Origin of the sequence: Neotabrizicola shimadae (assembly GCF_019623905.1) — a bacterium.
Taxonomy (GTDB): Bacteria; Pseudomonadota; Alphaproteobacteria; order Rhodobacterales; family Rhodobacteraceae; genus Neotabrizicola; species Neotabrizicola shimadae.
In genome coordinates this window covers 1,338,326-1,363,863 of record NZ_CP069370.1, presented here as the reverse complement: position 1 = coordinate 1,363,863, position 25,538 = coordinate 1,338,326, and the positions used below count along the sequence as shown (strand labels likewise).

Genomic DNA, 25,538 nt, shown 5'->3' with positions numbered 1-25,538 from the left:
AGTTTAACCCGCCCCGGCTTTCGGATAGCTTCTGGCGCCAGATCGGCAGGAGCAGGAGACTGAGGACGGTGTCGAGATTCGACCGATATCTCCTGTCCCAGCTTCTCGCGCTGTTCGGCTTCTTCTCGCTGGTCCTGGTGGCGATCTACTGGGTGAACCGGGCGGTCGGGCTGTTCGACCAGTTGATGAGCGATGGGCAGACGGCACTGGTCTTTCTGGAGTTCACGCTGCTGACCCTGCCCAACGTCATCAAGCTGGTCCTGCCGATTTCTGCCTTTGTTGCGGCGCTTTATGCCGGCAACCGCCTGATGCAGGACAGCGAGTTCGTGGTCATGCAGGCGACCGGCTTTTCCTCGGCGCGGCTGGCCCGGCCCGTGCTGTTCTTCGGATTGATCGCCGCCCTGATGATGCTGGTGCTGACGAACTGGCTTGTGCCCTTGTCGCGCACCGAGATGCGCGACCGCAGCGCGGAGATGGCCGAGAACATAACCTCGCAATTCCTGCGCGATGGCGAGTTCATGCATCCGGCCAAGGGACTTACCCTTTACATCCGTGCGATCACGCCACAGGGCGAGCTGCGCGACTTTCTTCTGGACGATGCGCGCCGCCCGGAACGCCCGACGCTTTACCTTGCCCATTCGGCAGTTCTGGTACGGGGCGATGCCGGCCCCAAGCTGTTGCTGGTCGACGGTCAGGCGCAGGAACTGGACCGCAGCACGGGCCGTCTGGCCGTGACGCGATTCGACGATTTCACCATCGACATCGGCGCCATGCTGACGAGGAGCGTCACGCGCGGCGGAAATGTGGACGAACTGACGACCGCGCAACTGATCCGCGCGGATACGGCGGCGCAGGAGCAGACGGGACTGTCGGTCGCGCAGTTGCAGCTGGAGGGGCATAACCGTCTGGCACAGCCCTTCCTTGCGGCGGCTGCGGCATTGGCCGGGTTTTCCTGCCTGCTGGTCGGCAGTTTCAGCCGGTTTGGCCCGTGGCGGCAGATACTGGGCGCGATCTTCCTGGGCATCGCCGTGCAGCTGGTCAACACCTGGTCCACCGCCTGGGCCGGCGCGGCGGCAGGGCGCTGGCCCATGGCCTATGCGGCGCCGATGCTGGGTCTGTTGCTTTCGGGATTGCTGATCTGGTGGTCTCAGCGGCCGCGGCGCATTCCGCGCGGTGCCCTGGGGGCTGCGGCATGATCCTGGCCATCTATATCGCCCGCCGCTTTCTGGTGATGCTGTTGCGCGTGGTGGGGCTGTTCTTCGTGGTGATGGTGCTGATCGACGGCGTGGATCAGCTGCGCCGTTCGGGACAGGCCAGCGTCGGGCTGACCGATGCGCTGAAGCTTGCGGCGCTGAACGTGCCGACCAGCCTGTACCAGATTCTGCCCATCCTGGTGCTGCTGGCGGGCATCGCCATGTTCATCGGGCTGGCGCGGACGAGCGAGTTGGTCGTCATGCGGGCCTCGGGTCTTTCGGCGCTGCGGTTCCTGGTGGCGCCGGTGGCGATGGCCCTGCTGGCGGGGGCCTTCACGATCATGGTGCTGAACCCGCTCGTGGCTGCGACGCAGAAGCGGTACGACGATCTTTGGGCATCGTTCAGCGGCGATGGAGGACGGGCGCTGTCGATCGGCGAGACGGGGCTGTGGTTGCGGCAGGGCGACGGCGAGCGGCAGACGGTGATCCACGCGGGGCGCGCAAACAGCGACGGGACGCAGTTGTTCGACGTGACCTTCCTGACCTTCGATGATGCAGGCCGCCCCGAAACCCGTATCGAGGCGAAGCGGGCGGATCTGGAGCCGGGGGCCTGGTTGGTTTCGCAGGCACGGCAATGGTCGCTTCTGGCAGAGAACCCCGAGACAAGCGCGGCGGCGCTGGCGGACGGCACGCGGATCGGGTCGGATCTGACAGCCGATGGCATCCGTGACAGTTTCGGAACGCCTTCGGCCATTGCCCTGTGGGACCTGCCGGAGTTTATCGCCGATCTGGAGCGCGCCGGCTTTTCGGCACGGCAGTACCGGGTGTGGTTCCAGATGGAACTAGCGCAGCCGGTGCTGTTTGCTGCGATGCTGCTGATTGCCGCGGGCTTCACCATGCGCCACGCACGGTTCGGCCAGACAGGGCGGATGGTGCTGTTGGCGGTGCTGGCGGGAATCTTGATCTTCTTTCTGCGGAACTTTGCACAAGTCCTTGGTCAGAATGGCCAGATTCCGGTGGCCTTGGCGGCCTGGGCACCCCCTGTCGCGGCGGTCATGCTGTCTCTTGGGCAGTTGCTGCACCTGGAGGACGGCTGATGCGCCGGCTGCTGCGGATCTGTGTGCTGGCCATCGGCGTTGTCGCGGCCGCGGGTGCCACGCGCGCGCAGGAGGCCGAGGAGGCCCTGGCGACGCTGGTGGCCGACGAGCTGGCGATCGAGGCGGACAGCCGGCTGGTGGCCGACGGTTCGGTGGAGGTGTTCTACCGCGGGCTGCGGATGACGGCCTCGCGCCTGGTCTATGACCGCACCACCGAGACGCTGACGATCGAGGGGCCGATCCGCATTGACGACGGCAAGGGCGATGTGGTGGTGGCGGAGGAGGCTGAGCTGTCCACCGACCTGCGCCAGGGCATCCTGCGCTCGGCACGGCTGGTCATGGGCGACCAGTTGCAGATCGCGGCCAACGAGGTGCAGCGCGTGGACGGGCGGTACTCGCGCATGAACCGGGCGGTGGCATCCAGTTGCCGGGTCTGTGCGGGCGAGTCGGTGCCGCTGTGGGAGATCCGGGCGCGCAGCATCGTGCAGGACGACCTGCGCCAGCGGCTGTATTTCGAGGATGCGAGCCTGCGGGTCGTAGGGGTTCCGGTCGCCGTGATCCCGCGGTTGCGCATCCCTTCGCCAGGGGTCGAGCGGGCGACGGGCTTTCTGGTGCCAAGCGTGGTAACCTCTTCGCTGTTGGGCAACGGGCTGAAGCTGCCCTATTTCATCGCCTTGTCCGACGACCGCGACCTGACGCTGACGCCCTTCGTGACCGACCGCGACGGCCGCACGCTCGGGTTTCGCTATCGGCAGGCCTGGGCGAAGGCCAACCTGTCATTCGAAGGCGCGATCACACAGGACCAGATCCTGCCGGGCGAAATACGTGGCTATGGCGACGTCACCGGATCGGTGATCCTGCCGCGGGACTATGTGCTGACCTTCGACATCCTGGGGGTCAGCGATCCGGGCTATCTTCTGGACTATGACATCTCGGATGCCGACCGGCTGCCAAGCGTGGTTTCGGTCACGCGCGTGCAGCGCGACGAGATCGTCAATGCCAACTCGGTCTATTGGCAGTCGCTGCGCGAGAGCGAGGACAACAGCACCCTGCCCACGCCGATCACCCATGTGTCCTGGGCCTCGCGCTTTGCGATGCCTGGGCTGGGGGGCGAGGGCAACCTGGAGGTGCAGGTCTATGGCGCGGCGCGGGCGTCGAGCCTGCCCAACGATGCGAATGCCGACGGCGTGGCAGATGGGCGCGACACGCAGCGCGGTTCGGTCGCGTTCGACTGGCAGCGCACCTGGATATCCGGCAACGGACTGCTCGCCTCGGCCCAGGCTTCGATCACGGGGGATGTCTACAACATCGCCCAGGACGGCAGCTACAACGGCCAGTTCCAGCGCCTGTTTCCTGTAGGCGCGCTGGAGTTGCGTTGGCCCTTCAGCCGGACGACGGCGGGCGGGGCGCTTCAGACGCTGGAGCCTGTGATGCAGGCCGTTCTGGCACCACAGGACAACAGCGGCATCCCCAACGAGGATTCGACGCTGGTCGAGTTCGATGAGACGAACCTGCTTTCGCTTGACCGCTTTCCCGGCTGGGACGCGGTGGAAACCGGGCCGCACCTGAACCTGGGGCTCAACTGGTCCCATGCCACCACCGGCGGCTGGATCTATTCGGCGACGGCCGGCAAGGTGCTGCGCGTGGAGGCGGACGAGCAGTTTTCCATCGCATCGGGCCTGACCAGCACGGTATCCGATTGGCTGGCGGTGTTCCAACTGGCCCGGGAGGGGCTGGCCTTCACCAACCGGGCCGTCATTACCGACGAGGCGAGCTTCACAAAGGCTGAGAGCCGACTGGATGCGGTAGGGTCCTGGGGGTCGCTTGGCGCGAGCTATTTCTGGGCGGTGGCCGACGAATCCGAGGGCCGGGACATCCCGTCCAACGAAATCTTCCTGGATGCCTCGTATCAGGTGACGCCGGCCTGGAATGCCACCGTGTTGGGCCGATACGATCTTCAGGCCTCGGCACCGATCCGCGCGGGGGTCGGTGTACAATACCGCAACGAATGTGTTGCGGTGGACCTTTCGCTTTCGCGCCGCTACACAAGCTCAACGAATGTCGATCCCTCAACGGACTTCGGCATCTCCGTCGATCTTCTGGGTCTGGGCAACAGCGACAGCGGGCCCGCGCGGACCTGCTGGCGATAGGCGGACAAGCACAGGCAGTACGGCACAGGCATGGCAGCACCGATCCGATCCACCCTGAGGCGCATCGCCCTTACACTGGCCTTGGCGATGGTGGCACCCGTCGCCAGCGCGGCCGAGGACAATCCCTTCGCGCCGGTTCTTTATGTGAACGGCAGCGCCATCACCGGCTACGAGATCGAGCAGCGCGCAAAGTTCCTTGGCTTGCTGCGCACGCCCGGCGATCTGCCCGAGCTCGCCCGTCAGGGCCTGATCGACGACCGGCTGCACATGCAGGCAGCAAATCTTCTGGAGGTCGAGATCGCGAACGAGGCGGTCACCGCCGGCATGGAAGAGTTCGCCAAGCGGGCGAACCTGTCCGTCGAAGCGTTCGTGGAAGAGATCGGGAAGGCCGGTATCGCGCCGGAGACCTTCCGGGATTTCGTGAAGTCCGGTCTTGTCTGGCGTGAAGCCGTGCAGAAGAAGTACCGTCCCCTGATCGCCGTCACGCAGAACGAGGTCGATGCCGCGATGTCGCAATCGACCCGCAAGGGCGAGGTCCGCCTGCTTCTGAACGAGATCGTTGTGCCCTATGCGCCCGACCGGCAGGCAGACGCCGAAGCCTTCATGGTCGAGTTGCGCGCGTCCTTGAGCACGCAGGAGCAGTTCGAGGAAGCGGCGCGGAAGTATTCTCGCGCTTCCACCGCCCCGCAAGGCGGGCAGCTTGACTGGATTCCGCTGTCGAACCTGCCCGGTCCCATGGCAAGCTCGGTGCTGGCGCTTGGTCCCGGCAACATTTCCGACGTGCTTTCGGTGCCGGGGTCCTATGTTCTGTTCTATGTGCGAGGCGTGTCCGACGGGGCCACCGCCCAAAGCTCGGACCAGGAACTGGAATGGGCCGAGTTCCTGGTGCCGAAGGGGCCGGATCTGGGCGCCGCGCTGGCCGGCGTGGCGAACCGCGTCGATACCTGCGACGACCTGTACACCGTGGCAAAGGATCTGCCGGCCGACCGGCTGATCCGCACCAAGGCCAAGCTGGGCCAGGTGCCGCGCGACGTGGCCGCGCGGCTGGCGAAGATGGATCCGGGCGACACGGATACCGCGCTTTCGCGCGGCGGCTGGCAGGTCTTCCTGATGCTCTGCACGCGGACCCCGGTGCCTGCGGAAGGTGTGCCGACCGTGGAGGAAGTGCGCGTGATGCTTCTGAACCGCAAGTTGCAGAATGCCGCCGACACATGGCAGCGCGAGCTTCGCGCCATGGCCGTCATCCGCGAGCCGTGAGCACCGTGACGCCCGTGGCCCTGACATGCGGCGAGCCCGCAGGGATAGGGCCGGAGATCGCGCCAAGAGCGCGCGCCGTTCTGGGCCGCGAACTCCCCTTCTTCTGGATCGGCGATCCGTTGCATCTGCCCGAGGGCACGGCCTGGGCGGCGATTTCTGTGCCGCGTGAAGCCGCCGCTGTGCCGCCGGATGTCTTGCCGGTGTTGCCGCATGGCTTCGCGGGTTTGCGCCGGCCAGGCCGTCCAGATCCGGCGCAGGCACAAGGGGTGATCGACGTGATCGCCCGCGCCGTTGCGCTGGTGCAATCCGGCGAGGCTTCGGCGGTCTGCACCTTGCCGATCAACAAGAAGGCGTTGAAGGACGGCGCGGGCTTCGCCTTTCCGGGCCATACCGAATACCTTGCCCATCTGGCGGGCGGCGCCGAGGTGGTGATGATGCTGGCCTGCCCCGGCCTGCGTGTGGTGCCCGCGACCATCCATATCGCGCTGGCTGAGGTGCCGCGCGCGCTGACACCCGAGGGACTGGAGAAGGTGATCCGCATCACCCATGCCTCCCTGATCCGCGATTTCGGCGTGGCACAACCTCGGTTGGCGGTGGCGGGGCTCAACCCCCATGCCGGCGAAGGTGGTGCGATGGGGCGGGAAGAGATGGACTGGATCGCCCCCCTGTGCGACCGGCTGCGCGCCGAAGGCATGGCCGTGGCCGGGCCGCTGCCGGCTGACACGATGTTCCATGCCGCCGCGCGGGCGCGCTATGACGTGGCGATCTGCATGTATCACGACCAGGCGCTGATCCCGATCAAGACCATCGACTTTGCCGGCGGGGTGAACGTGACGCTTGGCCTGCCCTTCGTGCGCACCTCGCCCGACCATGGCACGGCCTTTGACATTGCGGGGCTTGGGCTGGCCGACCCGTCCAGCACGGTGGCGGCGCTGCGCATGGCCGCCACGATGGCAGCGGCGCGGGGAGCCTAGGTCGGGACGACGGGCCGACAGAAGAGGATTGGACGTGGGAACGATTGATGGCCTGCCGCCCCTGCGCGAGGTGATCCGGGCGCATGACCTGGTGGCGAAAAAGCAGTTGGGCCAGAACTTCCTGCTGGACCTGAACCTGACGGCGAAGATCGCGCGCCTGGCGGGCGATCTGGCCGGGTCGGACGTTCTGGAGGTTGGGCCGGGCCCCGGCGGGCTGACGCGCGGACTGCTGGCCGAGGGCGCGCGGCGCGTGCTGGCGGTGGAAAAGGACGCACGCTGCATGGCGGCGCTGGCCGAGATTGCGGCGGTCTATCCCGGTCGGCTGGAGGTGGTGCAGGGCGATGCGCTGGCGCTGGATGTCGCGGCGCGGCTGGCTCCGCCGGTGAAGGTGGTGGCGAACCTGCCCTACAACGTAGGCACCGAGCTTCTGGTGCGCTGGCTGACGCCCCCCGCCTGGCCGCCCTTTTGGCAGAGCCTGACGCTGATGTTCCAGAAGGAAGTGGCCGAGCGCATCGTGGCGAAGCCGGGCGATGACGCCTATGGGCGGCTGGCCTTGCTGGCGCAGTGGCGCTGCGATGTGCGGATCGTGATGACCCTGCCGCCCGAGGCTTTCACCCCGCCGCCGAAGATCCATTCCGCGGTGGTGCATCTGGTCGCCCTGCCCGCCCCGCGCTTTCCGGCGGATGCGGCGGTGTTGCAGCGGGTGACGGCGGCGGCCTTCAACCAGCGCCGCAAGATGCTGCGGTCCAGCCTGAAGGGGCTTGCACCGGACATGGAGGCGCGGCTTCTGGCCTGCGGGATTGCCCCAACGGCGCGGGCCGAAGAGATCGGGCTGGAGGCCTTTTGTGCGCTGGCGCGGAACCTCGCCGGTCCCGCGCCGGGCTGAAGCTTATTCGGCCGCTTCGGGCTTGGCTTCCGGGGCGCCTTCGGCCTTGGGCTTGCGCGGGCCGCGCGGACGGCGGGGACCACGGTCGGCCTTTTCGGGGGCGTCACCCTCGGCCTCGGCTTTCGGCTTTTCGGCCTTCGGGGCGCGGTCGGCGCGCGGCGGACGCTCGCCACGAGGGGGCCGTTCGGCGCGTTCGGGCCTGGGTGCGGGTTCTTCCGCCACCGGCGCCGCAGGCTCGGCCGACGGAGCTTCGGCGAAAGCCTCGGGCGTTTCCACAAGGCCCGCGTCATCGTCGCCGGACAGGTCGATCACATCGGCGCCAGAGGCGATCTCGATCAATTCGGTGGTGCCGGCATAATCCGGGCGGCCCTGATCGAAGCGCGGTTCACGCTGGTCGCGATACTCCCCCCCGTCGCGGCGATCGTTGCGGTCGCCGCGATCGCGGTTCTGCTGATCACGGTTCTGGTTGTTCTGCTGGAACTGCTGCTGCCGGGCTTCCTGCTCGGCCGCCATCTCGCGCTGCGCCTCGCTCAGAAGGCGCGTGTAATGCTCGGCATGTTGCAGGAAATTCTCGGCGGCGACGCGGTCGTTCGACAGTTGCGCGTCGCGGGCGAGGATGAGGTATTTCTCGATGATCTGCTGCGGCGTGCCGCGAACCTTGCCCTCGGGGCCCGAAGAATCGAAAACCCGGTTGATGATGTTGCCCAGGGTGCGCGGGCGGTTCGCCTTGGAACGCGAGCGGGACTTGGAAGAGCGCATCTTGTCCTTTGATCCAGAAGGGACCGTCTGCCCCCTCCCCTGCACCGTCATCGGCGCGGCACCCTGAAAACGGGCAAAAGGGGGCAAGTCCGGCTGCACGCGCGGGAAGGCGGTCATCGCCCTCACCGTCACGATGGCCCCAATAAACACCTCATCCCCGGTCTGACAAGCAGAATTTCGGCTGGTCCCACCGCCGATCCGCGGTTTCGGCCTGCCATGCCCCAATTGGCCGCCGCCTGTGGCCAGCGCGCCCCACCCTCGTCAGGCCCGCGCGATCACCACACGGTCGCGGCCGTCCAGATCCGGCCGGACCTGCACATCCCGCAGACCCGCCGCCTGAAAGAGGCCCGCCACCGCCAAGCCTTGCGTCGGCCCGATCTCGACCATGAGACGCCCGCCCGGCACAAGGTGACCGGCCGCCCGGGCGGCAATGTGGCGATAGGCATCCAAGCCGTCGCCACCCGGCGTCAGGGCAAGACGGGGTTCCCAATCGCGCACCTCGGGTGCCAGGCCAGCCATTTCGTCATCCGCGATGTAGGGCGGGTTCGAGACGATCAGGTCGAACTCCGTCTCTGCCACCCCGGCGAACCAGTCCGACTGGCGCAGCTCTGCCCGCGCCTCCAGTCCAAGAGCCGTTGCATTGGCCCGCGCCACGGCCAGGGCCGCGGGTGACAGGTCTACGCCGATCCCGCGTGCCATGGGCCGGTCGGCCAGCAAGCTCAGAAGGATCGCCCCGGAACCGGTGCCGAGGTCCAGTACGCGCTCGAAAGGCACCTCCAACGCGGCGGCAACCAGAATCTCGGTCTCGGGGCGCGGGTCCAGCACATCGGGCGTCACGCGGAAGGCACGCCCCCAGAACAGCCTCTGCCCGGTAATCTGCGCCACCGGCTGGCGCGCCGCGCGCGCCGCAAGCGCGTCTGCGAACCGCCCCTCGGCCTCGGGCGTAAGCGCGTCTGGCAGGTGCAGCGTCAGCCGCCCCGGCGCAATCCCGCTTGCGTGGCACAGAAGCACCCGCGCATCGCCCGCCGCACCCTCGATTCCTGCGGCGGCCAGCCGTGCGGCCCCCGCACGCAGGGCCTCTGCCAGCGTCATGCGCCCATCTCGGCGAGCTTGCCGGCCTGGTCATCGGCGACCAGCGCGTCAATCACCGTGGTCAGGTCGCCATCCATGATCTGCCCAAGCGAGTAGAGCGTCAGATTGATGCGATGGTCGGTCATCCGGCCCTGCGGGAAGTTGTAGGTGCGGATGCGCTCGCTGCGGTCGCCCGAGCCTACCTGCGATTTTCGGTCCGCCGCGCGTTCGGAGTGCAGCCGCTCGCGCTCCATCTCGTAAAGCCGCGCCCGCAGCACCTGCATGGCGATGGCGCGGTTCTGATGCTGCGACTTTTCGGACGAGGTTACGACGATGCCGGTTGGCAGGTGGGTGATGCGCACGGCCGAGTCGGTGGTGTTGACGTGCTGCCCGCCCGCCCCCGAAGATCGCATGGTGTCGATGCGGATGTCGCTGGCCGGGATGTCGATGTCCACCTCTTCTGCCTCGGGCAGGACGGCCACGGTCGCGGCCGAGGTATGGATGCGCCCGCTCGCCTCTGTCTCGGGCACGCGCTGGACACGATGCACGCCGCTTTCGTACTTCAGCCGGGCATAGACGCCTTCGCCCTGAACATGGGCGGTGAATTCCTTGATGCCGCCCAGGTCGGACGTCTGGCTTTCCAGCACATCGAAGCGCCATCCCATGCGTTCGGCGTGGCGCTGGTACATGCGCGCCAGATCCGCGGCGAAAAGGCTTGCCTCGTCGCCCCCGGTGCCGGGACGGATTTCCAGGATGGCGGGCCGCGCATCCGCCGCGTCCTTTGGCAGAAGGGCGATGCGCAGCGCCTGTTCCAGTTCGGGCAGGCGGGCCTTGAGTTTCGGAATCTCGTCCTCGGCCAGCGCCTTCATCTCGGGGTCGGACAACCAGTCCTGTGCCTCGGCCAGATCGCTCTCTGCGCGCCGAAAGGCAAAGATCTGGTCCACCACCGGCTTCAGTTCGGAATACTCCCGGCTGATCGCGGCAATCTCGGCAGGCGCCGCACCCGCGTTCAGCCGCGCCTCGAGATATTCGAAGCGCGCCACGATCTGATCGAGTTTCTCGGCAGGCACCATGCCGGCCTTTGACCGCAGCCCGCGCCCGCGGTCAAGACCCCGCCCCTGCCCTTCTTCTGTTCCCAAATATCCTCGGGGGGAGTCGCCCGGAACGGGCGACCGGGGGGCAGACAGCCCCCCGTCCCCGGCCGGAGCTGGCGCAGCGAGCCAGATCAGTCGCCCAGCATCCGCCCCGCCATCTCGCCCAGGTCGCGCGACAGGCCGGGCGCGGCGAGGATGCGCTGCAACTCGCCCCGGATCATGGCCTGCCGGTCGGCGTCATATCGCGCCCAGGTCTCGAAGGCCGTGGACATCCGTGCCGCCGTCTGCGGGTTGACCGGATCCAGCCGGATCAGCCAGTCCGCCGTCAGCCGGTATGCCGCGCCGGATATGTGGTGGAACCCGGCATGGTTGCCCGACAGGGCCCCCATGACCGACCGGAACCTGTTGGGGTTCTTCATGTCGAACTGCGGGTGTCGTGTCAGCCGCTCGGCGGTTGCCGCGGCCTCGCCCGGTGCCGCATGAAGCACCTGCAGGGCGAACCACTTGTCCATCACGTTGCGGTCGCCCTGCCAGCGGGCCTGGAAAAGACCCAATTCTTCCTGTCCGCGGCCGATGTCCAGAAGGCAGGCGAGCGCGCCGACCTCCTCGGTCATGTTGTCGGCGGCGCGGTAGGCGGAGGCCGCCGCCTGCCCCTCGTCCAGCCGTGTCAGCAGCGACAGGGCGGCAAGACGCAGGGCGCGTCGTCCGGCGGCGCGGGCGTCGGGCGTGAAAGGGCCGGGCTCGCGCAGCGTATCGAACAGCGCGGGGAGTTGCGGTCGCAACCGCAGGGCCAGTGCACGGCCCATGCGGCGGCGGGCCGCGTGGATCGCCTGCGGGTCGGGCGTGACGCCGGCCTCGTGCAGGGTCTGGGCCATGTCATCCTCTCCGGGCAGGCGCAGGGCCAGCGCGCGGAAGGCGGGGTCAAGGCTTTCGTCCAGCGCCACCCTTGCGAGTGCATCCAGCCAGTCTGGGCCGGGTTCCGCCCCCTCGGTCACCATGCGGGCGAGAACATCCTTGGCCAGCGCCCGTCCGGCCTCCCACTTGTTGAACGGGTCGGTGTCATGGGCCAGAAGGAAGGCGCGCTCTTCGGGGCTGGCCTTGCGGTCCAGCACCACGGGGGCAGAGAAGCCGCGCAGGATCGAAGGGACGGGTTTCGCGGCAAGCCCTTCGAAGCGGAAGGATTGGGCGGCCTCGGTCATCTCGAGCACCGTGGTGGGCACAATCTCGTCGCCGTTGGGGTTCAGAAGGCCGACAGCAATGGGGATCACCCGCGGCGGCTTCTCGGGCTGGCCCGGCGTGGGCTGGGTCTCCTGCCGGAAGGTCAGGGTATAGGTGCCGTCCTGCCAGTCGTCCGAGACGGTCACGCGCGGCGTGCCGGCATCGGTGTACCAGCGGGCGAACTGGGTCAGGTCGCGGCCCGTGGCATCCTCGAACACCTTCAGCCAGTCCTCGATGGTCGCGGCCTCGCCGTCGTGGCGGGTGAAATAGAGGTCCAGCGCGGTGGCATAGCCCTCGTCGCCCACCAGGCGCTTCAGCATGCCGATGACCTCGGCGCCCTTTTCGTAGACGGTGGCGGTGTAGAAATTGTTGATCTCGACATAGCTGTCGGGCCGCACCGGATGTGCCAGCGGCCCCGCATCCTCACGGAACTGGCGGGCGCGCAGCGTCAGCACGTCCTCGATCCGCTTGACCGCGTGGGAGCGCATGTCGCCCGAGAACTGCTGGTCGCGGAAGACCGTCAGTCCCTCCTTTAGGCAGAGCTGGAACCAGTCGCGGCAGGTGATGCGGTTGCCGGTCCAGTTGTGGAAGTATTCGTGGGCGATGATCGCCTCGATGCGGGCGAAGTCGTCGTCGGTCGCCGTCTCGGGGCTGGCCAGGACGTACTTTGAGTTGAAGATGTTCAGCCCCTTGTTCTCCATCGCGCCCATGTTGAAGTCGTCCACGGCCACGATGTTGAAGACGTCGAGGTCGTATTCCCGGCCATAGACCTCTTCGTCCCACCGCATCGACCGGATCAGGCTGTCCATGGCATAGGCGCAGCGGTCCTGGTCGCCGGGGCGGACCCAGATCGCGAGGTCGACGGGCCGGCCGGACCTTGTGACGAAGTCGGCCCGGTGGGCCACCAGGTCGCCCGCGACCAGGGCGAAGAGATAGGCGGGCTTCGGCCAGGGGTCGTGCCATTCGGCCCAGCCTGTGCCCTGCGCCACCGGGTTGCCGTTGGACAGAAGGACCGGCAGGTCGCTTTCGATGCGGACCCGGAAGGGGGCCATCACGTCGGGGCGGTCGGGGTAGAAGGTGATCTTGCGGAAGCCTTCGGCCTCGCACTGGGTGCAGTACATGCCGCCCGACATGTAGAGCCCTTCCAGGGCGGTGTTGGCGGCGGGGTCGATGCGGACCTCGGCCTCGAAGGTGAAGGGGCCCTCGGGGATCAGGGCCGCGGGGATGGTGAGGCCGGTGGCATCGGGTGTGAGGGAAAGGGGCTGGCCGTTCAGGGAGAGGGACAGGACCTCCAGCCGCTCGCCGTCGAGCCGCAGGTCGCCGGGGGCCTGTCGGACGAGGTGGAGGCGGGACAGGACCCGGGTGGCCGATGGGTTCAGGCGGAAGGTCAGCTCCGCCCCTTCGACCCGGAAGGGGAAGGGGCGGTAGTCGGATAGGTGGACGGGCTGGGGATCGCTGGTCATCGGGGCCTCCTGTCAGGCCCAAGCTAGGCGATCCGGCGCCGGGCGCAAGGGGCGTCCGAGCTCGGACGCTTTGCCACATCGTTTGTTATCAATGGCTTGCGAAGCCGCATTAACTTGGACTTAACACTTTGCGCGGTCTGTCGCCTCGTGCCATCCGCGGGCAGGTCGGAGCGGGGGCGACCTGCCCGATGCCCAGACCGCGGACGGGATGGGCGAGACGGACATAGCGCGCACGTGTCCTGTGCACCGGGGATCCGCCGTCCGGGGATGGCGGCGAAGACCGGGGTTGCCGAGGGGAACGGTTCGGGCAAGGCTGAGCGCAGTTCACCCGGAGGAGCGCCGATGTCGCGGGCCCGAATCTCTGCCCTTGCGCTGGTGGTGCCGGAGTATGAGCCGGCCATTGCCTTCTACACCGGGGTCATGGGGTTCCGGCTGATCGAGGATGTCCCGCAAGGCGGCAAGCGGTGGGTGACGGTGGAGCCGCCGGGCGGCGGGGTACGGCTGGTGCTGGCGCGCGCCGAGGGGCCGGAGCAGGTGGCGGCCATCGGAAACCAGACGGGCGGGCGGGTCTTCCTGTTCCTGATGACGGACGACTTCGACCGCGACCATGCGCGGATGAGCGCGGCGGGCGTGATCTTCGAAGAAGACCCGCGCGACGAAATCTATGGGCAGGTCGCGGTCTGGCGCGACCCGTTCGGCAATCGCTGGGACCTGATCCAGCCGCGCAGCGGCGGCTGAACCGCAGGACGATGCCGGGGCGCCTGTGCGGCGCCCCGGATGCTGACCCTATGTCAGCCGATCAGAGCGCCATCCGTGCGCCACACGGCGATGACGGTGGAGCGCGGCAGGCCAGTGCCATCGGGCCAGCTGCCGCCGGGGTGCTGGATGCCGACGAAGGCGGTCTTGCGGTCGGCCGACCACAGGAGGCCCGTGACCTCGGAGCCATTCGGGCCGGTCAGGAACCGTTCGATCTGGCCCGAGACGGGATCGCCGATCAGCATCTGGTTGTTGCCCTGGCCGGCGAAATCGCCCTCGTTGCTGTCGTCGCCGTCGGTCTGGATCCAGAGCAGACCCGTCGAGTCGAAGGACATGCCGTCGGGCGAGTTGAACATGTTGCCGACATTGACGTTGGCCGAACCGGCAAAGGGCCCTTCATGCACCGAGGGGTTGCCCGCCATCACGAAGAGGTCCCAGGTGAAGGTCTCGGCGGCATGATCCTCGCCTGTCGGGCGCCAGCGAACGATCTGGCCGAAGCCGTTCTTTTCGCGCGGGTTCGGCCCGCCGACCGGCGTGGCGTCGCCGCCCGCATTCGGCTTGACGCCGCGGTTGGTGTTGTTGGTCAGCGCGCAGTAGGCCTCGACCGCGATGGGGTTCACGGCAACCCATTCCGGGCGGTCCATCGTGGTGGCGCCCACCTTGGAGCCCGCCATCCGGGTGTGGATGGCGATTTCCGCCGGGGTCATGCCGGTGGCTTCGGGGGTGAGCGCGACCCACTTGCCGGTCATGTCATCGGCGAAGACCGCGACATAGAGCTGGCCGTCTTCGAGAAGGCGCGAGGTATCGCCGCCTTCGACGTAGGGAGCGGCCGAGACCCAGCGGTAGAGGAATTCGCCGCGCTCGTCATCGCCAAGGTAGACCACCACGCGCCCGTCGGCGGCGAGCGTCAGTTCGGCATTCTCGTGCTTGAAGCGGCCGAGCGCCGTGTGCTTGACCGGAACCGAGGCCGGGTCGGCCGGGTTGATCTCGACCACATAGCCGAAGCGGTTGGGTTCGTTGATGTTCTTCGACAGATCGAAGCGGGCGTCGAACTTTTCATAGCCATAGCCGCCTTCGACCTCGATGCCGTAGCGCGAGAACGCCTCGGGCAGCGCCAGCGCGGCATCGGTGGAGCCGAAGTAGCCGTTGAAGTTTTCTTCGCAGGTCAGGTAGGTGCCCCAGGGCGTGCGGCCCGCGCCGCAGTTGTTGAGCGTGCCCAGGACCTGGGTGCCGGTCGGGTCGGCCGGGGTCTTCAGCAGGTCATGGCCGGCGGCGGGGCCGGTCAGCGTCATCGGCGTGTTGTTGGTGATGCGGCGGTTGAGCGGGCTGTCCACCACGATGGCCCAGCCATCGGGGCCTTCGGCGACTTCCATCACGCTGATGCCCTGGGCGTTCTGCAGCTTCAGCACATCTTCGGCCGAAAGCGGCAGGCCGTCGGGGTTGCCGGGCAGGTTCACGTCGAGGTTCACATATTCATGGTTGACGGCGATGACCTGGCGGCCGTCGATGACGAACAGTTCCATGCCGTCGGTGTTTTCGCCGAAGGCGCGGGCCTGGCCTTCGGTCGTGGTGCCCTTGGCCGGATCGAAGGCCGGGGCATCGGAGAAGAGCGCATCGCCCCAACGCGCGACCGGCTTCCAGGCATAACCTTCCGGCACGTGGATGTCGAAATCGGTCGAGATGCCGATGGGGGTGAAGGGGAAACGGCTGGTGGTCTGCGCCTGGGCGGCGGTGGAGGTCAGCAGCGGGCCGATCCCCAAGGCGGCGGCGGCAGAGCCGAAGGCGAGGACGCCCATGAAGCCGCGGCGCGACATGGCGCGGGCAACGACGCGGTCGAAGTCCTGTTCGGCGGGACGAGGATTGCGGCGTTCGTCGATCTCGTCGAAGGACAGGCGGTGAAGGGGCATGTCGTCCATGGCGGTCTCCTGTGGCACGGGCGCGGGCGCCCTGCGGCTGCGTGGGAGGCCATGGATAGTCGGTCGAGGTGACAGGCCTGTGTCAGAAGGAACGGGGCGCCCTGCCCCCGCCCCTGTCGCCCTGCCCGGTTCGCGCCTAGCCGCCCACGACGGGCTGGCGGGTGGGGCGCAGCGCGCCCATCAGGCGGTCGTCGACATCAAGATGGCCGCGCACGAGGCCGGGCGGCGTCAGGGCGAGCCACTGGTTCAGCGAGATGTCGCGGTAATCGCCCTTCGAGAAGACATTGAGCACGACAAGCGGCTCGGTCCCTGTGTTTTCGATGTAATGCGCCAGGTTCTTGGGCACATAGCCCACGTCGCCGGGGCTGAAGTTGAAGGTGCGGGCGTTGGCGACGGCGTTGAACACGGTCATGCGGCCCTGGCCCGAGATGTAATACTGGATCTCGTCAGAATCGGGGTGCCAGTGGATTTCGCGCATGCCGCCCGGCTCCAGCTCGATCAGCAGGAAGGCCATGGGCGTGAGCGTGAAGTTCGTGCTGTCGATGATCTGGGTCTGGCCGCCGGGCCATTTGCTTTTGGGGATGTCGGCGCCGCGGAAGACGTATTTCCCGGTCATGGTGGCGGCGCCAAGCTGGGCGCGGACCTCTTCGATGGAGGGCGGGACCGGCAGGCGGAAAATGTACTTTTCGGACGGTGGCAGGCCAGAGAAGGCGTCTTCGGATATGCCGAAGTTGCGGGCCAGCACGTCGCGCGGCATGTGCGCCATGAGTTCGGTGAGAAGCAGCGTCTCGTTTTCCGAGAAGTTGCCGTCGTTGAAGACAAGAACGAATTCGGTGCCTTCCTCCAGCGCCTGGATGGCATGGGGGATGCCGGCGGGGGCGAGCCAGAGGTCGCCAGGGCCCAGATCCTCGACAAGGACGTTGCGGTGTTCGTCCACGAGGTAGAAGCGCACGCGGCCCTCGGTGACGTAGGCCCATTCGGCCTCCTTGTGCCAGTGCATCTCGCGCACGACGCCGGGGCCGAGGCGCATGTTGACGATGGCAAGCTCTTCCATCGCCGGCATCTCGCGCAGCGTGACCTCGCGCGCCCAACCGCCGTCTTCCAGGCGGTTGTGGGCCTGGGCGAAGGGGAACTTCAGGTTCGGCATGCCGCCGTGGTCGGTGACGGGGGGAACCAGGATGTCGGGGTTCAGCGCCTCGACCGCGGGGTTGCGGGGGCCGGCGATGGTGGCGCCGAGATGGCCGAGGATGGGTTGGCGGGGATCGGGCATCGGGGGCTCCTGTTTGCGCGGTTGCGCGGCAGGGTACAGATTTGTCAGCGGCTTGCACCTGGGATTTGCGGAGTTTCGCGGCAAGACCTGTGGCCCGGCGGACGCTATGGTGCGAACTCGGCAGGGCGCCCCTTGCATGGGAGAGCGTTCGGACAACCATCTGAGGAAACCGGACGGGGGCTGTCGTGACCTATGTGATGTTCGTGGTGGGGCTGGCGGGGCTGTTCTTCGGCGGGGAATACCTCGTGCGGGGCGCGAGCGTGCTGGCGCGGCGGTTCGGGCTGTCGCCCATGGTGATCGGGCTGACGGTGGTGGGCTTCGGCACATCGGCGCCGGAGCTTCTGGTTTCGGTCCAGGCGGCCCTGGCAGGCGAGCCGGGGATCGCCATCGGCAACGTGATGGGGTCGAACATCGCCAACATCCTGTTGATCCTGGGCATATCGGCGGTGATTGCGCCGCTGGTGATTCCGGCGCGGCGGCTGTGGCGGGACCTGGGGTTCATGATGCTGGCCTCGCTGGCGCTGTGGCCCGTTCTGGCGGACGGGGCGGTGACGCGGGTGGACGGGCTGGTTCTGCTGGGCGGGCTGGCGGTCTTCCTGCTGGTGGCGTTACGGATGGGCGGCAATCCGGAGGATGTGGAGCTGACGGTGGACGAGCCGGCCTGGAAGGCCGCGGCACAGACCCTGGGCGGGCTGGTGCTTCTGGTGATCGGTGCGCGGTTCCTGGTGGACAGTGCCAGCGAGATCGCGCGGGGCTTCGGCATATCGGAGGCGGTGATCGGGCTGACGGTGGTGGCCGTGGGCACCTCGCTGCCGGAACTGGCGACCAGCGCCATCGCGGCCTTCCGGCGGCAGACCGACATCGCGGTGGGCAATGTCGTGGGATCGAACATCTTCAACATCTTCGGCATCCTGGGCGCGACCGCGATGATTGCGCCGATCGACAGCGTGGATGCGCGGTTCATGGCGGTGGATTTCCCCTGGGTGGTGGGAACGGCGGCGGCCGTGACGGTGCTGGCGCTGGCACTGGGGCGCCTGCCGCGCTGGCTTGGGGGTGTGCTTCTTGTGGTCTATGCGGGCTATGTCGCGCTGATGCTGTAGGACGGAACGGCCCGATTTTTGCGTTCGTTGCGAGGGGGCCGCACTGGGCGCAAGAAAAGTTCAAAAATTGCCGGGCGCGCCGACACTTTCTTTGCGCTTTTGCCATTGACGCCCCGTTTCGGCCCGCATAGGTTGCCGCTGCAGCAAAGGGGAGCGGGCCATGGCACGCATTCTTGTACTTGTAGAGGATTGGCGCATGGGCCGGTAACGGTTGCCATATCAGCACCCATGCGCCCCCGGAGACCCCTCCCGGGGGCTTTTTGTTGGCCGCGACGACTTGAACACGAACGACGACGAAGGACCGAAAGGCGAAAGCGATGACGAAGGCGATGACCGGCGCGAGGATGGTGGTTCAGGCCCTGAAGGATCAGGGCGTGGAGGTGGTCTTCGGCTATCCGGGCGGCGCTGTCCTTCCGATCTATGACGAGATCTTCCAGCAGAACGAGATCCGCCACATCCTCGTGCGGCACGAACAGGGCGCGGTGCACATGGCCGAGGGCTATGCGCGGTCGACCGGCAAGCCGGGCGTGGCCCTGGTGACCTCGGGTCCCGGTGCCACCAATGCGGTGACGGGCCTGACCGACGCGCTGATGGATTCGATCCCGATCATCGTGCTTTCGGGCCAGGTGCCGACCTTCATGATCGGCACCGACGGCTTCCAGGAGGCCGACACCGTGGGCATCACCCGGCCCTGCACCAAGATGAACTGGCTGGTGAAGGACACGGCGAAGCTGTCCGAGACCATCCACCAGGCCTTTCATGTTGCCACCGCCGGCCGCCCCGGCCCGGTGCTGGTGGACATTCCGAAGGATGTGCAGTTCGCCACTGCCGATTACATCGGCAAGGAAAGGCTGCGGATCGACCATTACCAGCCCAAGGTGAAGGGCGACATCGAGGCGATCACCCGTCTGGTCGAGATGATGGAGACCGCCGAGCGGCCGATCTTCTATACCGGGGGCGGCGTCATCAACTCGGGCACCGCGGCCAGCCAGCTCTTGCGCGAGCTGGTGGATGCGACGGGCTTTCCCATCACCTCGACCCTGATGGGCCTGGGCGCCTATCCGGCCTCGGGCAAGAACTGGCTGGGGATGCTGGGGATGCATGGCCTTTATGAGGCCAACCTGGCGATGCATGGCTGCGACCTGATGATCAACGTGGGCGCGCGCTTCGACGACCGGATCACCGGGCGGGTGAAGGATTTCAGCCCCCATTCGAAGAAGGCGCATATCGACATCGACGCCTCGTCCATCAACAAGGTGATCCGGGTGGACGTGCCGATCCTGGGCGACGTGGGCCACGTGCTGGAAGACCTGCTTCGCATCTGGAAGGCGCGGGGCCGCAAGGTGAACAAGGAGGGGCTCGCCAAATGGTGGGGCCGCATCGCCGAATGGAAGGCGGTGGATTGCCTGCGCTACAAGCCCTCGGAAAGCTCGATCAAGCCGCAGTACGCGCTGCAGCGGCTGGAGGCGCTGACCAAGGGGATGGACCGCTACATCACCACGGAAGTGGGCCAGCACCAGATGTGGGCGGCGCAGTTCCTGGGCTTCGAGGCGCCGAACCGCTGGATGACATCCGGAGGGCTTGGCACCATGGGCTATGGCCTGCCGGCCAGCATCGGGGTGCAGATCGCGCATCCGCAGGCGCTGGTGATCAACGTGGCGGGCGAGGCCAGTTGGCTGATGAACATGCAGGAAATGGGCACGGCGATGCAGTTCCGCGCGCCGGTCAAGCAGTTCATCCTGAACAACGAGCGTCTGGGCATGGTGCGCCAGTGGCAGGAACTGCTGCATGGCGAGCGCTATTCGCATTCCTGGAGCGAGAGCCTGCCCGATTTCGTGAAGTTGGCGGAAGCCTTCGGCTGCAAGGGCATCAAGTGTTCGGATCCGAAGGACCTGGACGACGCGATCATGGAAATGATCCGCTATGAAGGCCCGGTGATCTTTGACTGCCTGGTGGAGAAGCACGAGAACTGCTTCCCCATGATCCCGAGCGGCAAGCCGCACAACGAGATGCTCCTGGGCGATGCCGATACCCAGGGCGTGATCGGGGCCAAGGGCGCGGTGCTGGTGTAAGGTGGAGCCGGGGGACTTTGCGTCCCCCGGACCGCCGGCAGGATGTTTGTTGGACAGAAAATGAAGGGAGGGGCGGATGTCGCCGCTCAACATCAAGAAAGGCTCAACGAGCCATTCCGCCTATGACCTGCGGGACAGCCATTCCCAGGTCGAGGAGAGTCACACCCTCGCCGTGATCGTCGAGAACGAGCCGGGCGTGCTGGCGCGGGTGATCGGGCTGTTTTCCGGGCGCGGGTATAACATCGACTCGCTGACCGTGGCCGAGGTGGACCATACCGGCCACCGCTCGCGCATCACCGTTGTGACACGGGGCACGCCGGCGGTGATCGACCAGATCGAGGCGCAGCTGAGCCGGATGGTGCCGGTTCATGCGGTGCACGACCTGACGGCCGAGGGGCCGAGCGTGCAGCGCGAACTGGCGCTGTTCAAGGTGGCGGGCAAGGGCGATGCGCGGATCGAGGCGCTGCGGCTGGCGGAGATCTTCCGCGCCAATGTGGTGGATTCCACGCTGGAGAGCTTTGTCTTCGAGATGACCGGCACGCCCGAGAAGATCGATGCCTTTGCCGAGCTGATGCGCCCCCTGGGCCTGCGCGAGATCGCGCGGACCGGCATCGCGGCCCTGTCGCGCGGGGCCTGAGCGGATCAGGCGCCCCGGAAGCGTGCGGGGCGCTTTTCCAGGAAGGCGGCGACGCCTTCGCGGAAATCCTGCGTGGCGCCGCACTGGCCCTGAAGCCGGGCTTCGAGGGCCAGTTGCGCGGGGAGTGTGCTACCGGGGCTGGCGCGGAGCGCGCGTTTGACGGCGGCAAGGGCCACGGTCGGACCGGCAGCGAGCGTCTTGGCGCGGGCGCGCCAGCGGGTTTCGAACTCGGCATCGGGCACGGCTTCCCAGATCATGCCCCAGTCGGCGGCCTGGGCGGCCGGGATCGGTTCGGCCAGCAGCATCGCTCCCATGGCACGGGCCTGGCCCACCTGGCGTGGCAGCCAGAAGGTGCCGCCGGCATCGGGCATCAGGCCGATGCGGGTGAACGCCTGCAGGAAGGTGGCGCTTTCGGCGGCGATCACCAGATCGCAGGCAAGCGCCAGGTTGGCCCCTGCCCCGGCGGCGACGCCGTTGACCGCAGCGATGACCGGCGCGGGGCAATCGGCGATGGCGGCGATGAGGGGTTCATATTCCTCGCGCAGGGTGCGTTCGAGGTCCAGCTCGTCCAGCGGGCCGGCATCGGCGAGGTCCTGGCCGGAAGAGAAGGCGCCGCCCGTGCCGGTGAGGACGACGCAGCGCGCCTGTGTCGCGGCCTTGAGGGCGGCCAGAAGCTCGGCCCGGAGCTGGCGGTTGAGCGCGTTGCGCAGCCTTGGCCGGTTCAGCGTGAGGATCGTCACCCCGCCTTCGGCCTGCACCAGAATCGTCGGTTCTGCCATCGCACCCTCCCCTTGCCGCGGCCAGCCTAAAGACCGGGGGCCTGCGGCGGAAGCGCGGGCCGAATGGGACGTTGCGGCACGGGCGTCAGGCGTAGAGGTAATCGCGCGTCATGGGGACGGATGCGCCGTGGCGGGCGAGTTGGAGCTGGTGGATCACCATGGTTTCCTCGGCAAAGCTCTGTTCGGCAGCCAGGAGGTAATAGCGCCACATCCGCACGAAGCGGTCGTCGTAGAGCTGGCGGGCGCGGTCGAGATTGGTCTGGAACTTGGCATACCAGGCGGCGAGCGTGCGTTCGTAGTGGCCGCGCCAGATTTCCAGGTCGCACAGCGCGATGTCGTGGCGTTCGAGGATGGGCAGCACCTCTGACAGGGCCGGGATATAGGCGCCGGGGAAGATGTACTTGTCGAACCAGGGCGAGATCGACTCGGGCCGGATCGGGCGGCCGATGTAGTGGATGAGCGCCACGCCGTCGTCCGTCAGGAGCTCGCGCACCTTGCGGAAATAGGTGGACAGGTGCGGCAGGCCGACATGTTCCATCATGCCGACCGACACGATGCGGTCGAAGGGGCCGGTGACATCGCGGTAATCCTGAAGCCGGAACTCGCAGCGGTCGGCCAGGCCGGCGGCGGCGGCCTTGGCGCGCGCTTCGGCCAGTTGCACCTCGGACAGGGTGACGCCCGTGACATGGGCGCCGAAGTCGCGCGCCAGCGTCATCGCCAGCGTGCCGAAGCCGCAGCCGATGTCGAGCACGCGCATTTCCGGCCGGATCAGGAGCTTGCGGCCGATGAGGGCCATCTTTTCGGCCTGAGCCTGTTCGATGGTTAGGTCGGGCTGGCGGAAATAGGCGCAGGTGTACTGCTTGTTGGCATCCAGGAAGAGGTCATAGAACTCGCCGCTGAGGTCATAGTGATGCGCCACATTGCGCCGCGCGCGGTGCAGCGGGTTCACGCCCAGGCGGGCGCGGATGGCGCGTCGCGCGCGTTCCAGCGTGCCGGGGACAAGGCCGGGATTGGGCAGGCGGGCGTTGCGGATCATCAGTTTGAGAAAGCCGCGCAGGTCATCGCCCTGGATGATAAGCGTGCCGTCCATATAGGCCTCGCCCAAGGCGAGATCGGGGTTCAGCACGATGCGCGTTGGCAGGGCCGGGTCGGTGAGGACGATGCTGACCTCTGGCCCGCCGGAACCGGGGCCGAAGCTGTGTTTCGCCCCGTCGGGCAATGTCATGTTGAGGCGGCCCACCTGGACGAAGCGCCGCCCGACCGCCAGCATCAGAGCTGTCGACATGGTCACATCCCCCTGATCCCCACGCCGTGAGGCAGATAATCACGAAGGTTTTGCGACGAAAAGAGGAAGATGCGGCACTCTGCCGCAGGAAATCGACCGGAAGTCAGTCCTTGAGCAATTCCTTCAGCCGGGCCTCTTCATCCGCGGTCAGGCCGCGGTCGGCGATCTGACTGCGGCTGCGGCCGCGGAAGGTAAGGAAGGCGATGCCGGCCCCGGCCAGCAACATGGCCGGCCCGGCGAGCCAGAGTGCGAGGTTCAGGCCCTGCGGGCGCGGGTTGAACAGCACGAATTCGCCATAGCGGTCCACGATGTAGTCGATGACCTCCTCGTTGGTGTCGCCCGCCACCAGCCGTTCGCGCACCAGAAGCCGCAGGTCGCGGCTGATCTGGGCATCGGAATCGTCGATGTTCTCGCCCTGGCAGACCGGGCAGCGCAAATCGCGCGAAATCACGCGGGCGCGGGCTTCCAGCGCGGGGTCGGGCAGCATCTCGTCGGGCTGGACGGCCCAGACGGGGGCGGCGACGACGAGCGCAAGCGCCAGGATCAGGCGGCGCATCACGGTCATTCCGCGGGGACCGCAGCGGGGCGGCGGGCGCCGGCGGCCAGACGGAAGCGGCGGTCGGTCAGGCTGAGGAGGCCACCCAGGGCCATGAGGGCCGAGCCGATCCACAGCCAGTTGGCGAAGGGTTCACGGTAGCTGCGGATCACCCAGCCCCCGCCGTCCTGCGGATCGCCCAGGGCAAAGTACAGGTCATGCGTCAGGGTCTGGTGGATGGCAGCTTCGGTCGTGGGCATGGCCTGGACCGGATAGAACCGCTTTTCCGGTTGCATGGTGATGGTGGGGCCGCCGGGGCGGGCCACCGCCAGATCGGCGAAATGGGTGGTGTAGTTCGGCCCCGGTTCTTCGCGCACGCCGGTGAGGGTGACGGTGTAGCCGCCGAATTCCATGCTGTCGCCCGGCTTCATCACGCGGATGTCCTCGACCTTCCAGGCGTGCATGGCGGCCACAGCGAAAAGCGTGACGCCAAGGCCCACATGGGCGGTGGCCTTGCCCCAATCGGCCCGGGGGGCGCGGGCCAGGCGGCGCAGGCGCGTGCCGGCGGCGCCCTGCCCGCCCTTCGACCAGAGATCGGTCAGCGCGCCAAGCACCACCCAGGCGCCAAGGGCGGCGCCGATGGGGCCAAGAACCGCCGGGCCGCCCTGCAGCGCCCAGACGGTGGCGCCAAGGACTACGGAGAGGATGAGGGCCGGGCGCATCAGGCGCAGGGCGCGGGACAGATCGCCCCGTTTCCAGGCGAGCACGCTGCCGGGCGGCAGGATCAGCGCCAGCGCCACCATGAAGGGGGTGAAAGCCGCGTTGAAGAAGGGCTCGCCGACCGAAAGCTTGCGGTCGAAGGCCATTTCGGCGACCAGCGGCCAGACCGTGCCCACGAAGACCACGAAGCAGGCGACGGTCAGCAGGATGTTGTTGGCCACCAGCGCGCTTTCGCGGCTGATGGGCGCGAAGATGCCCTTCGCCTCCATCGCGCCGGCGCGGGCGGCAAACAGTGTGAGCGCGCCGCCCAGGAAGACGGCGAGGATCAACAGGATGAAGACGCCGCGTTCGGGGTCATTCGCGAAGCTGTGCACAGAGGTGATGACACCCGAGCGCACGATGAAGGTGCCGATCAGCGAGAAGCCGAAGGCGAGGATGGCGAGAAGGATGGTCCAGGCCTTCAGCGTTTCCCGCTTTTCCACCACGATGGCGGAATGAAGGAGCGCCGCGCCGATCAGCCAGGGCATGAACGAGGCGTTCTCGACCGGATCCCAGAACCAGAAGCCGCCCCAGCCAAGCTCGTAATAGGCCCACCAGGAGCCGAGCGCGATGCCGATGGTCAGGAACACCCAGGCGGCCACCGTCCAGGGCCGGACCCAGCGGGCCCAGGCGGCATCGACCCGGCCCTCGATCAGGGCGGCGACGGCGAAGGAGAAGGCCATCGAGAGCCCGACATAGCCGAGGTAGAGGAAGGGCGGGTGGAAGGCGAGGCCGGGGTCCTGCAACAAGGGGTTCAGGTCGCGCCCATCCATCGGCGGCATGGCAAGCCGGTCGAAGGGATTGGAGGTGAGCAGCATGAACAGAAGGAAGGCCACCCCGATCATGCCCTGAACCGCCAGAACGCGCGCCTTCAGCGTGGCGGGCAGATACTGGCCGAAGAAGACGGCGCAGGCGGAGTAGAGCGAGAGGATCAGGCTCCACAGAAGCAGAGAGCCCTCGTGGTTGCCCCAGGTTCCGGCGAACTTGTACAGCATGGGCTTGAGCGAATGCGAGTTCTCGACCACCACGCGCAGCGAGAAATCCGAGGTCATGAAGGCGCGGACCAGGGCCGCGAAGGCGAAACCCACCAGCAGGAATTGCAGCACCGCCGCGGGTTCGGCCACGGCCATCCAGGCCGGGTTGCGGCGGTGGGCGCCGACCAGCGGCACCACCGACTGAACAAGCGCCACGCAGAGAGCGAGGACGAGGGCGTAGTGTCCGAGTTCGACGATCATGGGATGTTCCGTTTGCGCTGCGCGAAGGTATA

20 protein-coding genes are annotated in these 25,538 nt (G+C 67.4%); 10 read left to right on the top strand and 10 right to left on the bottom strand.

What is annotated here, in order from left to right; genetic code table 11:
* Positions 1-68: 68 nt before the first annotated feature.
* The 6 genes from lptF to rsmA are packed head-to-tail and all read left to right on the top strand — an operon-like array spanning position 69 to position 7,557.
* Entirely contained in the window at positions 69-1,196 is a 1,128-nt protein-coding gene (gene lptF, locus JO391_RS06555; protein WP_220663530.1) for an LPS export ABC transporter permease LptF, read from the top strand.
* Positions 1,193-2,290 carry an LPS export ABC transporter permease LptG gene (gene lptG, locus JO391_RS06550; protein WP_220663528.1) on the top strand — a complete coding sequence of 366 codons (1,098 nt, stop codon included), beginning with the start codon at positions 1,193-1,195 and terminating at the stop codon, positions 2,288-2,290. The genes lptF and lptG overlap by 4 nt, the downstream gene beginning before the upstream one ends.
* Positions 2,290-4,440, top strand: a complete 2,151-nt coding sequence (locus JO391_RS06545) for an LPS-assembly protein LptD (RefSeq protein ID WP_220663526.1) — start codon at positions 2,290-2,292, stop codon at positions 4,438-4,440. Before lptG ends, JO391_RS06545 begins: the two co-directional genes overlap by 1 nt.
* A 30-nt stretch (positions 4,441-4,470) precedes the next feature.
* Positions 4,471-5,697, top strand: a complete 1,227-nt coding sequence (locus JO391_RS06540; RefSeq protein ID WP_220663524.1) for a peptidylprolyl isomerase — start codon at positions 4,471-4,473, stop codon at positions 5,695-5,697.
* Positions 5,694-6,671, top strand: coding sequence for a 4-hydroxythreonine-4-phosphate dehydrogenase PdxA (gene pdxA, locus JO391_RS06535; RefSeq protein ID WP_375155689.1), 978 nt, complete (start codon positions 5,694-5,696; stop codon positions 6,669-6,671). The genes JO391_RS06540 and pdxA overlap by 4 nt, the downstream gene beginning before the upstream one ends.
* Positions 6,672-6,705: 34 nt before the next feature.
* Entirely contained in the window at positions 6,706-7,557 is an 852-nt protein-coding gene (gene rsmA / locus JO391_RS06530) for a 16S rRNA (adenine(1518)-N(6)/adenine(1519)-N(6))-dimethyltransferase RsmA (RefSeq protein ID WP_220663520.1), read from the top strand.
* A 3-nt stretch (positions 7,558-7,560) separates the two neighbouring features.
* Here the strand turns inward: rsmA and JO391_RS06525 are convergent, their stop codons facing one another.
* From JO391_RS06525 to pepN, 4 genes are all read right to left on the bottom strand, one after another.
* Positions 7,561-8,316: a DUF4167 domain-containing protein gene (locus JO391_RS06525; RefSeq protein ID WP_220663518.1), complete on the bottom strand. Its 756-nt coding sequence runs from the start codon at positions 8,314-8,316 to the stop codon at positions 7,561-7,563.
* A gap of 261 nt (positions 8,317-8,577) precedes the next feature.
* A complete protein-coding gene (prmC, locus tag JO391_RS06520; RefSeq protein WP_220663516.1) occupies positions 8,578-9,408 on the bottom strand; it encodes a peptide chain release factor N(5)-glutamine methyltransferase in 831 nt (276 codons plus the stop codon).
* Entirely contained in the window at positions 9,405-10,460 is a 1,056-nt protein-coding gene (gene prfA / locus JO391_RS06515) for a peptide chain release factor 1 (RefSeq protein WP_220663514.1), read from the bottom strand. The genes prmC and prfA overlap by 4 nt, the downstream gene beginning before the upstream one ends.
* A gap of 152 nt (positions 10,461-10,612) precedes the next feature.
* Positions 10,613-13,162: an aminopeptidase N gene (pepN, locus tag JO391_RS06510; RefSeq protein ID WP_220663511.1), complete on the bottom strand. Its 2,550-nt coding sequence runs from the start codon at positions 13,160-13,162 to the stop codon at positions 10,613-10,615.
* Positions 13,163-13,504: 342 nt separating this feature from the next.
* On the opposite strand from pepN, the gene JO391_RS06505 reads away from it, so the two are divergent.
* A complete protein-coding gene (locus JO391_RS06505) occupies positions 13,505-13,900 on the top strand; it encodes a VOC family protein (RefSeq protein WP_220663509.1) in 396 nt (131 codons plus the stop codon).
* Positions 13,901-13,953: 53 nt separating this feature from the next.
* Here the strand turns inward: JO391_RS06505 and JO391_RS06500 are convergent, their stop codons facing one another.
* Positions 13,954-15,834, bottom strand: a complete 1,881-nt coding sequence (locus JO391_RS06500; protein WP_220663507.1) for a PhoX family protein — start codon at positions 15,832-15,834, stop codon at positions 13,954-13,956.
* A 136-nt stretch (positions 15,835-15,970) separates the two neighbouring features.
* Positions 15,971-17,104: a cupin domain-containing protein gene (locus JO391_RS06495; protein ID WP_220663505.1), complete on the bottom strand. Its 1,134-nt coding sequence runs from the start codon at positions 17,102-17,104 to the stop codon at positions 15,971-15,973.
* A gap of 185 nt (positions 17,105-17,289) precedes the next feature.
* Here JO391_RS06495 and JO391_RS06490 point away from each other — a divergent pair, with 185 nt between their 5' ends.
* From JO391_RS06490 to ilvN, 3 genes are all read left to right on the top strand, one after another.
* Entirely contained in the window at positions 17,290-18,204 is a 915-nt protein-coding gene (locus JO391_RS06490) for a calcium/sodium antiporter (protein ID WP_220663503.1), read from the top strand.
* Between the two features lie 317 nt (positions 18,205-18,521).
* Positions 18,522-20,276 carry an acetolactate synthase 3 large subunit gene (locus JO391_RS06485; protein WP_220663501.1) on the top strand — a complete coding sequence of 585 codons (1,755 nt, stop codon included), beginning with the start codon at positions 18,522-18,524 and terminating at the stop codon, positions 20,274-20,276.
* Positions 20,277-20,352: 76 nt separating this feature from the next.
* On the top strand, positions 20,353-20,913 hold the full coding sequence (gene ilvN, locus JO391_RS06480) for an acetolactate synthase small subunit (protein ID WP_220663498.1): 561 nt from the start codon (positions 20,353-20,355) through the stop codon (positions 20,911-20,913).
* A 5-nt stretch (positions 20,914-20,918) separates the two neighbouring features.
* On the opposite strand, the gene JO391_RS06475 is transcribed toward ilvN, so the two are convergent.
* The 4 genes from JO391_RS06475 to JO391_RS06460 all read right to left on the bottom strand — a co-directional run bounded on the left by JO391_RS06475 (position 20,919) and on the right by JO391_RS06460 (position 25,506).
* On the bottom strand, positions 20,919-21,692 hold the full coding sequence (locus JO391_RS06475; protein ID WP_220663496.1) for an enoyl-CoA hydratase-related protein: 774 nt from the start codon (positions 21,690-21,692) through the stop codon (positions 20,919-20,921).
* Positions 21,693-21,777: 85 nt separating this feature from the next.
* The gene (locus JO391_RS06470; protein WP_220663494.1) at positions 21,778-22,977 is read right to left on the bottom strand and encodes an SAM-dependent methyltransferase; all 1,200 of its coding nucleotides are present in this window, start codon (positions 22,975-22,977) and stop codon (positions 21,778-21,780) included.
* A 103-nt stretch (positions 22,978-23,080) separates the two neighbouring features.
* A complete protein-coding gene (locus JO391_RS06465; RefSeq protein WP_220663492.1) occupies positions 23,081-23,533 on the bottom strand; it encodes a cytochrome c-type biogenesis protein in 453 nt (150 codons plus the stop codon).
* 5 nt (positions 23,534-23,538) lie between these two features.
* Positions 23,539-25,506, bottom strand: a complete 1,968-nt coding sequence (locus JO391_RS06460; protein ID WP_220663490.1) for a heme lyase CcmF/NrfE family subunit — start codon at positions 25,504-25,506, stop codon at positions 23,539-23,541.
* Positions 25,507-25,538: the final 32 nt, after the last annotated feature.